The sequence below is a fragment of the uncultured Sunxiuqinia sp. genome (assembly GCF_947495665.1).
In the GTDB taxonomy this organism is placed as follows: domain Bacteria; phylum Bacteroidota; class Bacteroidia; order Bacteroidales; family Prolixibacteraceae; genus Sunxiuqinia; species Sunxiuqinia rutila.
Genome location: NZ_CANLZV010000012.1, coordinates 107,961 through 119,322 on the forward strand (window position 1 = coordinate 107,961; position 11,362 = coordinate 119,322).

Sequence of the window (11,362 nt, forward strand, 5' to 3'; positions counted from 1 at the left end):
ATATGGAAGAAGAATTAGAATTGATACTCGAAGTTTGTAAAGAGAAGATGGAGTCAGCCATCAGGCACCTGGAAGATGAATTAGTTCATATTCGTGCCGGAAAGGCTTCTACAAGGATGTTGGATGGAGTATTAGTTGATTACTACGGGAGTATGACTCCGCTGAATCAGGTTTCAAATGTCAGTACACCTGATGCTCGTACCATTGCTGTCCAGCCTTGGGAAAAACCAATGATTGCTCCGATTGAAAAAGCGATTATGAACGCCAACCTGGGTTTCAATCCAGAAAATAATGGTGAGATGATTCGTATCAGTGTTCCTCCTCTAACCGAAGAGCGTCGTCGAAACCTGACGAAGCAAGTTAGTCAGGAGGGCGAAAAGGCACGTATCAGTATTCGTAGCGCACGAAAGGAAGCCAACGAAGGGTTGAAGAAACTATTGAAAGATGGCTTGTCTGAGGATCTGCAGAAGAATGCAGAATCCGATGTGCAAGAAATGACCGATCGCTTTGGTAAAGAAGTTGATGGCCTGCTTGAAGAGAAAAATCAAGAGATTTTAACGATATAATTGTTTCTAGTTTTCTGTTTTCTGAACATTGTTTAATTGTTTTCATGGCTTTGAGGCAGCTTGTTGAAGCTGCCTTTTTTTTGTCCTTTTTTTTGGGATTGTTCGGTCTTTAAAAGGTTACATCATTGTCGGTCATGGCTCATTTGTTGTGTGGATGAATACAAGCTGAGCCAATCTTTCAAACACATTTTTATATTCCCGCCCTTTCATTAATTTTAGATTCAAATTAGCATCAGTGCCGATACGTGGTGCGATGTGGTTTCAGTTAAAACAAAAGATTAAATAAACACCATGGTAGGATTAGTTGATTATCATATGCATACCGTCCTCTCTGACGGAAAGAACACCTATGAGGAGATGATTGAAAGGGCTATTGCTATTGGGCTGGACGAGATTGGCTTTAGCGATCATGTGGGACTTAAAGCAGTTGATTGGGCCGTTAGTCCGGTAGATATTCCGGTGATGACCGAGCAGATTCTGGAGCTTCGTGAGAAGTATCGTTCTCAAATTAAAGTCCGCTATGGAATTGAAATGGACTACTTCCCCGGGCGGGAAGCTGAGATTCAGGAGATCATCAGCCAGCTCCCCCTTGATTATGTAATTGGCTCGGTTCACTTCATCGGTGACTGGAATTTTGATACGGACAAATCGTTGTATGGAAAGTGGTCCAACGACGAGCTTTATCATATTTACTACGACTTAATTCAGCAAGCGGCAAAATCGGGTTTGTTTGATACAATCGGACATTTGGATATTATTAAAAAGTTTCAGATTTATCCGGAGTCCGACCAATCGGAATTGATTGAGGACACCTTAAGTGTGATTAAGGAACACGACCTGGTTGTTGAGCTGAATACGGGAGGACTTGATCGTCCGTGTGCCGAATTTACGCCAAGCCCGGAGATTGTGACGCGCTGTTATCATCATCATATTCCAATGACCTTGTCGTCTGATGCACACGGCGCTGATCAGATTGCTCGTCATTATGAGTCGGCACTTAACCTGATGAAGCGGGTTGGCTTTGAAGAAATAGCTACTTTTGATGGACGCCATCGTAAAGCGATGCGGATCTGATACTAATCGGCTCGGCGGCTCGTTAGTCTTTCGGCCGGATGATTTTAATCGCTTAATCATTCAGCCTGTAACTAATAGAAGTTGTATATTTGAGCCCTAATTTTTTGAGATGGAAGAACCTGTGGGAAGCATACTTGAAACAATAAATACGCCCGCCGATCTTCGTCAGTTAAAGCAGGAGGACTTAATCACGCTTTGCGACGAGCTTAGGCAGTTTATCATTGATGAGGTATCTAACAATCCGGGGCATTTGGGGGCAAGTCTTGGAGTGGTAGAGCTTACCGTAGCCTTGCATTACGCTTATAATACCCCCTATGACCAGCTGATTTGGGATGTGGGTCATCAAGCTTACGGACATAAAATACTCACGGGGCGCAGAACCCAGTTTCATACCAACCGGAAATACAATGGCCTGAGTGGTTTCCCGAAACCTTCGGAAAGTGAATACGATGCTTTTGGTGTAGGGCATGCCAGTACCTCGATTTCTGCTGCCTTGGGCATGGCTCAGGCTGCTTCAGTTAAGAAGGAGAAGAACCGGAAAGTTGTGGCTGTTATTGGTGATGGCTCAATGACCGGAGGTATGGCTTTTGAAGGGCTAAACAATGCAGGTTTCAATAATTCAGATGTGCTGATTGTGTTGAATGATAATCAAATGGCCATTGATCCGAATGTTGGCGGAGTAAGTAATTACCTGTTAAATATCTCCAAGTCGAAATCTTATAATAAGCTGAAGAACGAAATATGGGAAGTCCTTGGAAAACTCAATGGTTTTGGGCCTAAAGCCCGGCGGTTGGTTCAAAAAATGGAGGGCGCCTTAAAGTCCTATCTTCTGAAGGAATCAAACCTCTTTGAAAGTTTAGGTATTCGTTATTTTGGACCGGTTGATGGACACGATGTAGAATACCTGAGCAATGTTTTGCGTGACCTTCGCGATATTCCCGGGCCCAAGTTACTTCATGTAATAACCAAGAAGGGGAAAGGGTTTAAGCTGGCTGAGATGAATCAGACGGTTTATCATGCTCCTGGTAAATTCAATAAAGAAACGGGAGAAATCATTGGCTGCGAGTGCGATTTGAACAAGCCTCCCAAATTTCAGAATGTATTTGGCAACACCTTGGTGGAGCTGGCTGAAAATAATCCCAAAATAGTAGGAGTGACACCTGCCATGCCAACGGGCTGCTCTCTGAATATTATGATGGAAAAAATGCCGGACCGGGCATTTGACGTTGGTATTGCTGAACCGCATGCCGTTACCTTTTCGGCCGGAATGGCTATTCAGGGCTTGATTCCTTTTTGCAATATTTACTCCTCTTTTATGCAGCGGGCCTATGATCAGATTATTCACGATGTGGCCATTCAGAAGCTGAATGTGGTTTTCTGCCTGGATCGTGGCGGTTTGGTTGGAGCCGACGGGGCCACACACCATGGAGTGTTCGACCTGACTTATATGCGGAGTATCCCGAACATGACTGTTTCTGCACCGATGGATGAAATTGAATTGCGCAACCTGATGTATACGGCTCAGCAGGATAATATGGGGCCTTTTTCCATTCGTTATCCTCGCGGTTGTGGATGCAAAGTTGATTGGAAGCAGCCTTTTGAGCTTGTTGAAATTGGTAAAGGACGATTGCTGACTGAAGGCGAAGATTTGGCGGTGCTAACCATTGGTACAACTGGAGTTAACGCCTCAAGGGCAGTAAAGTCGCTGAATAACAAAGATTTTTCGGTGGCGCATTACGATATGCGTTTTGTTAAGCCGTTGGATGAAGAATTGCTTCACCAGATCTTTCAAAAATACACCCGTGTGATTACGGTCGAAGATGGGGTGATTCAGGGCGGTTTTGGCTCGACTGTGCTTGAATTTATGAATGACCATCATTATCAGGCGCAACTGGTTCGCTTGGGAGTACCTGATCAGTTTATTGAACATGGTACGCCGGAAGAGCTGCAGCATGATTGTGGCTTCGATCAGAAGGGAATCTACCAGGCTTGTATCGACTTGCTTGAGCAATAAGGCAAGGAGTGTCTGTGTTGGTTTTAGTTCGTTAGGAGGCAGGTGCTCGTAGTCTGAGGTGAGTCTGGATTGACGAAGAAAAGAGGGGACGGTTATACTTTATAGTCAGATGATTCGTTTAGAAAGGAAATCAAAACTGAATACCATTGGAACTCTATTTCAAAAAACGGCGCTGGAAACTACTTCTTTTACTAATTGCAATGCTTATTGGCGCCAGTTCTCTTATTTATACCAACTGGTTGATCGGACAAATGTCCAAGCAGGAGCGCAAGAGTGTTGAACTGTGGGCGGAAGCCATGAAAAGACTGGTGGATGTTGGAAATGGCAGCAATCAAGACCTGACTTTTTTGCAGGATATCATGGAGGATAATACCACTATTCCTATTATTTATACCGATGAAGCGGGCACCATTTTAGGCGATCGGAATATCAGTTATACCGAAAAGCGAAAAGCTATTGTGTTGCAGCATGAACTGGAAAAGATGAAAGGGCAAAAGGCTCCCATCGAGGTCGTTCTTTCCGAGGAAATGAAGCAATATTTATACTATCGGGATTCCAACTTGCTTCAGAACTTGCGTTACTTTCCCCTGGCTCAGTTCGGAGTCATTATGCTATTCATCATTGTTTCCTACTTTGCCTTTAGCTCTTCGCGTAAAGCTGAGCAGAACCAGGTTTGGGTAGGAATGTCGAAGGAAACGGCGCACCAGTTGGGAACGCCCATTTCATCCTTGATGGCTTGGGTCGAGCTTTTGAAAATGAAACAGATTGATCAGGAGCTAATCGCTGAGATTGAAAAAGATGTTTCCCGGCTGGAAAAGATTACCGAGCGTTTCTCCAAGATTGGCTCAGCGCCGGAGTTGGTGGTGGCTGATTTGAAGCATGTGCTGCAAACGACGGTCAGTTACCTGCAGAACCGATCCTCTCAGAAAGTTCGCTTTCAACTGGAGGTGGATAACGAGCAGAGCTATGATGTGCCTCACAATGCGGCTCTTTTTAGTTGGGTGATCGAGAACTTGTGTAAAAATGCGGTTGACGCCATTGAATCGGATGGTATTATTCGCTTGCAGCTATCGAAAAATAGTAAACAGACGATTCTGGATATTTCGGACAATGGAAAAGGTATTCCCAAATCGCAGTATAAAACGGTTTTTGAACCCGGGTACACGACCAAGAAGCGGGGCTGGGGGTTGGGACTTTCATTGGCCCGACGAATTATTGAAAATTACCATCAAGGTAAAATTGCCCTTAAACACTCCGAAATAGGCCGGGGAACGACCTTTCGGATTGTGTTGCCGAACGCCTGATTTTTCAACATTTTTGGGCTGCATAATTCGTTGAGCAAAAGAATTTTGTAGAAAAGCCGGGAATCGATGTTAAAAAAATCAGATAATTTTCTCTGTTTGTTTATTTTTTATACTTTTGCAACACTTTTTTCTAGGCAATGGCAAATTTGAAAGCATATAACGTTGCACTTAAAGGACTTGGATTAGGCAAGCATCGGTTTGACTATCAGGTAGGATCAGCGTTCTTTAAGTACTTCGACGGAGGAATCGCCGATGACGGGAATGTTGACATTACGCTGGAGCTGGAGAAACAAAGTGCATTGATAGTTCTTTGGTTTCATGTCCGTGGAACGGTGAAAATACAGTGCGATCGCTGTTTGGACTTGTTTGACCAGCCGGTTGACAGTCAAAACAAGGTTTTCGTAAAGTATGGTGAAGAAAAATTTGAAGAAGGCGATGATGTGGTTTGGGTTGCACCGGATGAATCTCACATCAACGTGGCGAAGCTGATTTATGACTTTATCATTTTGTCGATTCCAATAAAACATGTACATCCGGATGATGCGAATGGAGAAAGCCTTTGTAATCCGGAAATGTTGGAAAAACTGAACCTATTGTCTGTGCAGGACGTTGAACAAGAGGAAGAACCTGAGACAGATTCACGATGGGACGAGTTGAAAAAATTATTAGAATAACAAATAAAGACTTTTTAAAATGGCACATCCAAAACACAAAACATCAAAATCCAGAAGGGATAAGAGAAGAACACACTATAAAGCAACGCCATCAACATTGGCTACGTGTTCTAACTGCGGCTCGACTGTAAAATACCACACCGTTTGTCCGGAATGTGGATACTACAAAGGCAAGCTTGCAATCGAAAAAGACGTTACTGTTTAACTTTCATATCATGATCAGAAGAGCCACTCTTCTGATCTTTTTTTTACCCCATTGTAAACTTTTCGAACGATTTAATTAGTTGTTTTAAAATGACTTAGGGTTATTCTTTTGCCCGCTTTTCTTTGCTGTTCGAATTTTTCACCCTATCTTTCGCAACCAAATTAACAACGTTTTGTTTCTCCATTTCCAGTAGCCTTTCAGTCAGGGATTGAAAGCGCTTTTTTGATTGATATAAAGATTAAATTATGCAAAATATTCGTGCCGCGATTACGGGCATTGGTGCTTTTCTGCCTGAGTATAGGCTTAACAATGAAGAACTAAGCACCATGGTTGATACGACCGATGAATGGATTATGCAACGCATCGGTATTAAGGAAAGACGTATTCTGAAAGAAAAAGGGAAAGCGACTTCAGATATGGGGGCAGAAGCCGTTAAAGAGCTGTTAAGAAAAACCAATACGCATCCTGATGAAATTGATTTGGTGATTTGTGCCACCATTACTCCTGATCGTCCCTTGCCCGCTGCGGCCAACGTAATTAGCCGTAAAACGCGGCTGGTTAACGCCTGGAGCTTTGATATTAATGCAGCCTGTTCAGGCTTTGTATTTGCTTTAACTACCGGGTCGAAATTTGTGGAAAGTGGTCAGTATAAAAAAGTAATTGTCGTAGGAGCCGACATGATGTCTGCAATTACGGATTACACGGATCGTACGACCTGCCCATTGTTTGGTGATGGCGCTGCCGCTGTTTTGCTTGAGCCAACCACGGAAGATGTGGGCATTATTGATCACATCAACCATACCGACGGGAAAGGACGTCACTACCTGCATATGAAAGCCGGAGGTTCTAAGATGCCGGCATCGATGGAGACTGTTCAGAATCGGATGCACTATGTCCACCAGGATGGACAAACGGTGTTTAAATACGCTGTTTCGCGCATGGCCGATGTGGCAGTTGAAATTATGGATAAGAATAACATCACGCCAGAAAAACTGGCTTGGCTTGTTCCTCATCAGGCCAATATGCGGATTATTGATGCAGTGGCTCGTCGTATGAAGATTAGTCCCAAGCAGGTGATGATTAACATTCAAAAGTATGGAAACACCACGGCCGCTACGATTCCATTGTGTTTGTATGATTTTGAAAGCCAGCTGAAAAAGGGCGATAACATTATTCTGGCTGCTTTTGGCGCAGGTTTTACTTGGGGATCGGTCTATTTGAAATGGGCCTACGATTCAAGCAAATAATCTTATTCATAAAATATAAAGGAACCTTCTAATGAGTAAACTGTTAATTCAAAGCCATCAGGAATTTGAAAGTTACCTGGGGCAGAAGTTGGGTGTTTCAGATTATCATACTGTTACGCAGGAGCAGATCGATCAATTTGCGGATGCAACGCTCGATCATCAATGGATTCATACGGACCCGGAGCGGGCCAAAAATGAAGGTGCCTTTGGTGGTACCATTGCACACGGCTATCTGACGCTTTCGTTGCTGCCTTACTTGTGGGATCAGGTTATTGAGGTGACCAATTACAAGATGCTGGTTAATTATGGTATTGATCAGCTTAAGTTTGGAGCGCCCGTAGTGGTAAACAGCCGGCTTCGGACGCATGTTTGGCTGAAAGAATGCACTAACTTGCGAGGAATCAGTCGTGTGAAACTTCGGGTGCAAATGGAAATTGAAGGCAATAAGAAGCCTGCTTTCGATGGACACATTACCTTCCTCTATCATTTCAATGATTAACTGGAATATCTTAAAATAAAATAGCTTCATGCACGTTTCTAAAGGGAAAATGAGTCATTTTCCCTTTAGAAACGTGCATGATCTGTGTACTGAAAAATCGGGGGAGCCCGATTTTAACTTTTGGTCATGTTGGAGATTCTATTGAGGAAAGTCAGTGGATTAAACCAGTTTCTTACTATATTTGATGCTTCTCAAAAAAACAAACAACATGGCAAGAATGAACAATGAAGTTGATTCGCAGGGGATTAACTTGATCGGGAAAGGTACTCGAATTACGGGTGATATTGAGTCGGAAGGCGATATCCGGATTGATGGAGAATTGATTGGTAACCTGAACTGTTCCGGACGTGTTGTCATTGGTGTTACCGGCAAGGTAGATGGAGAAGTCACTTGCAAAGACTCTGAAGTGTCGGGCTGCCAAAAGGGAAAACTTTTGGTTGAACAACATTTAAGCCTAAAGTCTTCATCCAAAGTATATGGAGAAATTAGCACCGGAAAGTTAAGCATTGAACCCGGAGCATTATTTTCAGGTTCATGCCAGATGGGCGAACAACTCAAGCATGAAGAATCCCAAAAACTTCAGGAAGCCTAAGCGAAAATTTGACGATTTCATCCGCTATTCGAACATCGCCTTTGAAATGATTGCAATCATGGTCGGAGGTGTTTTTTTGGGTTATAAGATCGATCATTGGTTGGAATTGTCTTTCCCCGCTTTTACCCTTGGGCTGATGATTCTTTCTGTGATAGCTGCCATTTATCATGCCATTAAAAATTTTCTGAAATGAACAAACTCATGAAGCGATTCCTGTATCGGTCCGTCCTATTAACCATTGTACTTATGTTGGCGGGCTGGGGGCTTTATGCTCAGCTTATTCCGCAGTATTCCTTGCCGGGATGGCCATTTATTCTGATTTTTTTCTTTTGTACAACAAACCTTGTTCATTTTTATTTGTTAAGGATTGCCGAGAAAGATATCGCAAAATTCTCAACCCACTTTATGGCCTTAAGTACATTGAAAATGTTGTTTTACCTGTTCGTTGCTCTTGGCTTTTTTTTAGCGAGCCGAGATCAGGCAAAACTGTTTTTAATTAACTTTTTAGTGGCGTACATGGCTTATACGGTAATGGAAGTAGCCGAGATCAGCCATGTCGTAAAGTTGAAGAAATAGCTTGAATCAATCGAATTTTTTAGTAATTTGGAGTACTTTTTTAAAAAGGACATTCAGACTCATCTATATGTTATGAAAGCAACGAAAAACCAAAGATACAGCGCTTTTATTTTATTCCTTCTAATCTCTTTTAGCTTGGTGTCAACTCCTGCATTTGCGGAAGGCGATACACATGACGTACACACCAATGAATTTGTGCCCGGAGAATTTATTATGCACCACGTAGCTGATGCCTATGAATGGCACTTGGCCACCATTGGCGAAACACACATTACGGTGCCTTTACCCATCATTCTTTACAGTAAAACGACCGGCTGGCATGTGTTTATGTCGTCGAAGTTTAAGCATGGCGAAGAAACCTACCACAATTTCAGACTGGCGCACCACGGTGAGAACGCCGGAAAGATAGAAGAGCTTAACAGTGAGGGGGAATATGTTGGCTTACCCATCAACCTGTCCCTTTCCAAATCGATAACGGGGGCAATTATCAGCGTATTTTTCATGGTTTGGATTTTTGTTGCAGCAGCCAAATCGGCCCAGCGCAATAAAGGAAAAGCACCCACTGGCGTGCTGAACGTGGTGGAACCAATCATTGTGTTTGTTCGCGATGAAATTGCTAAGCCAGCAATTGGAGAGCATAAGTTTGAGAAGTTTATGCCTTACCTGCTTACCCTGTTTTTCTTTATCTTGCTGAATAACTTAATGGGACTTATCCCGATTTTTCCGTTTGGAGCCAATGTTACCGGTAATATTGCGGTGACCATGGTACTGGCCTTGTTTACCTTCGCCGTTACCAATCTGAATGGGAACAAGCATTATTGGAAAGAAATTTTCAATCCGGATGTGCCATGGTGGCTGAAATTCCCCATTCCGATGATGCCCATTATCGAGCTGTCCGGAATGTTCACCAAGCCGTTTGTATTAATGGTTCGTCTTTTTGCCAACATGATGGCTGGACACATGATCGTTACGGTGTTCCTTAGCTTGATCTTTATATTTGGAAAATTAATGGGAACGGTGGCCGGTTTGTCTATCAGCCCGGTATCCATTGCCTTTTCATTGTTTATCATGATGCTTGATATTCTTGTTTCGTTTATTCAAGCCTACGTTTTTACCTTATTGTCCGCCTTGTATTTTGGCATGGCAAAAGCAGAACATCACTAGTTTTAATACTATAAATTAAAGTTTATGTTATCAACTATTTTGACAGTTTTATTGCAAGTTACTGATGCAGTAGATGCAGCCACTGCAGCAGCTACTTTTGAAGGGTTTGCTAAGTTAGGAGCTGCTCTTGGAGCTAGTTTTGCAGCAATCGGTGCTGGATACGGTATCGGTAAAATTGGAGCCACAGCAATGGAAGCAATTGCGCGCCAACCTGAAGCAAGTGGTGATATTCGGTCAAGTATGATCGTATCAGCCGCCTTGATTGAAGGGGTAGCGTTCTTTGCTGTAATTACCTGTGCCTTGGTCCTTTTTGTGTAAAGGAAATTCATTTACTGTTCGTCCGCTCCCGGGGTTGCCGGGAGGCTGGGCGACATTAACTTAAAACTAGAATTATGGGATTTGTCACTCCGGATTATGGAACCCTGTTTTGGATGACTATCATCTTTGGGATCCTGCTGATTATCATGAAGAAATTTGCATGGAAACCCATTTTGAACGCCTTAAAAGAACGGGAAACATCGATTGCCGATGCACTGGCATCCGCCGATAAGGCTCGTGAAGAAGTGGAAGACTTAAAAGCCGACCATGAAAAAATTATTGCCGAGGCTCGTAAAGAAAGAGAAGTTATTCTGAAGGAGGCCCGCGATTTAAAAGATAAGTTGCTTATTGAGGCGAAAGCACAAGCATCCAACGAAGGACAAAAGATTGTTACTGCCGCTCGTCAACAAATCGAAAACGAGAAGCAGGCAGCCATTTCTGAAATTAGAAATCAGGTGGCTGATTTGTCTGTATTGATTGCCGAAAAGGTCATTCAAAAGGAATTGAAAGATAAACAAGCTCAGGAAAGTATGGTGGAAGACCTCCTGAAGGATCTTAAATTACAATAGAGGTTTATGGATCAAAGTAAAGTTACAGTTCGTTATGCCAAAGCGTTCTTTAGCCTGGCTAAGGAGAAAAATATGCTGGAGGAAATCAAAGCTGATGCCAGTCTGGTTGAGCAACTGACGAAAGAAAGCGCTGACTTTGTCTTGCTTTTAGAAAGTCCGGTTATTAAAACATCCCAAAAAATTACGCTGCTGAAGTCAATTTTTGAAGGGAAGGTAAACGAACTGACAATTAATTTCCTGACCCTTGTTGCCGAAAATAAGCGTGAAACTTATATCGGTGACATGTGTCGTCACTTGCTGACCCTGTATCGTCAGGATCAGGGAGTCAAATCGGCTGTTATTACCACGGCCGTCCCACTGCAAGAAGATCTCATTACCCACATCAATAAAAAACTCGAAAGCGAATTCAATACCCGTGTTGAATTGAGCCAACGGGTAGACAGTGACCTGATTGGAGGATTTGTTTTACGGATTGATGACCGTCAAATCGATGCCAGTCTGGCGAGCCAATTACGCAAGGTCAAAGAAACACTTTTACAAACTGAAATCAACAAGTAAAA

Annotated in this window: 15 protein-coding genes; all 15 read left to right on the top strand. The window is 43.0% G+C overall.

Annotated elements, in window-relative coordinates; translation table 11 throughout:
• Positions 1-2 precede the first annotated feature (2 nt).
• On the top strand, positions 3-566 hold the full coding sequence (frr, locus tag Q1A18_RS14345; protein WP_299581848.1) for a ribosome recycling factor: 564 nt from the start codon (positions 3-5) through the stop codon (positions 564-566).
• Positions 567-857: 291 nt separating this feature from the next.
• A complete protein-coding gene (locus Q1A18_RS14350) occupies positions 858-1,640 on the top strand; it encodes a histidinol-phosphatase (RefSeq protein WP_299581851.1) in 783 nt (260 codons plus the stop codon).
• Between the two features lie 109 nt (positions 1,641-1,749).
• A complete protein-coding gene (dxs, locus tag Q1A18_RS14355) occupies positions 1,750-3,654 on the top strand; it encodes a 1-deoxy-D-xylulose-5-phosphate synthase (protein ID WP_299581854.1) in 1,905 nt (634 codons plus the stop codon).
• Positions 3,655-3,800: 146 nt separating this feature from the next.
• Positions 3,801-4,958 carry a HAMP domain-containing sensor histidine kinase gene (locus Q1A18_RS14360; RefSeq protein ID WP_299581857.1) on the top strand — a complete coding sequence of 386 codons (1,158 nt, stop codon included), beginning with the start codon at positions 3,801-3,803 and terminating at the stop codon, positions 4,956-4,958.
• Between the two features lie 137 nt (positions 4,959-5,095).
• Positions 5,096-5,632, top strand: a complete 537-nt coding sequence (locus tag Q1A18_RS14365) for a DUF177 domain-containing protein (RefSeq protein ID WP_299581860.1) — start codon at positions 5,096-5,098, stop codon at positions 5,630-5,632.
• Positions 5,633-5,651: 19 nt separating this feature from the next.
• On the top strand, positions 5,652-5,837 hold the full coding sequence (rpmF, locus tag Q1A18_RS14370) for a 50S ribosomal protein L32 (protein WP_299581863.1): 186 nt from the start codon (positions 5,652-5,654) through the stop codon (positions 5,835-5,837).
• A 245-nt stretch (positions 5,838-6,082) separates the two neighbouring features.
• Positions 6,083-7,084: a beta-ketoacyl-ACP synthase III gene (locus Q1A18_RS14375; protein ID WP_299581866.1), complete on the top strand. Its 1,002-nt coding sequence runs from the start codon at positions 6,083-6,085 to the stop codon at positions 7,082-7,084.
• Between the two features lie 31 nt (positions 7,085-7,115).
• Positions 7,116-7,583, top strand: a complete 468-nt coding sequence (locus tag Q1A18_RS14380) for a MaoC family dehydratase (RefSeq protein WP_299581869.1) — start codon at positions 7,116-7,118, stop codon at positions 7,581-7,583.
• 208 nt (positions 7,584-7,791) lie between these two features.
• The gene (locus tag Q1A18_RS14385; RefSeq protein ID WP_299581872.1) at positions 7,792-8,175 is read left to right on the top strand and encodes a polymer-forming cytoskeletal protein; all 384 of its coding nucleotides are present in this window, start codon (positions 7,792-7,794) and stop codon (positions 8,173-8,175) included.
• Entirely contained in the window at positions 8,144-8,368 is a 225-nt protein-coding gene (locus Q1A18_RS14390; protein ID WP_299581875.1) for an AtpZ/AtpI family protein, read from the top strand. Before Q1A18_RS14385 ends, Q1A18_RS14390 begins: the two co-directional genes overlap by 32 nt.
• Entirely contained in the window at positions 8,365-8,751 is a 387-nt protein-coding gene (locus Q1A18_RS14395) for a hypothetical protein (protein ID WP_299581878.1), read from the top strand. Before Q1A18_RS14390 ends, Q1A18_RS14395 begins: the two co-directional genes overlap by 4 nt.
• A 72-nt stretch (positions 8,752-8,823) precedes the next feature.
• Positions 8,824-9,915, top strand: coding sequence for a F0F1 ATP synthase subunit A (gene atpB, locus Q1A18_RS14400; protein ID WP_299581881.1), 1,092 nt, complete (start codon positions 8,824-8,826; stop codon positions 9,913-9,915).
• 24 nt (positions 9,916-9,939) lie between these two features.
• Entirely contained in the window at positions 9,940-10,233 is a 294-nt protein-coding gene (atpE, locus tag Q1A18_RS14405; protein WP_299581884.1) for an ATP synthase F0 subunit C, read from the top strand.
• Between the two features lie 74 nt (positions 10,234-10,307).
• Entirely contained in the window at positions 10,308-10,802 is a 495-nt protein-coding gene (locus Q1A18_RS14410) for a F0F1 ATP synthase subunit B (RefSeq protein ID WP_299581887.1), read from the top strand.
• 6 nt (positions 10,803-10,808) lie between these two features.
• Entirely contained in the window at positions 10,809-11,360 is a 552-nt protein-coding gene (gene atpH, locus Q1A18_RS14415; RefSeq protein ID WP_299581890.1) for an ATP synthase F1 subunit delta, read from the top strand.
• The last annotated feature ends 2 nt before the right edge of the window (positions 11,361-11,362 follow it).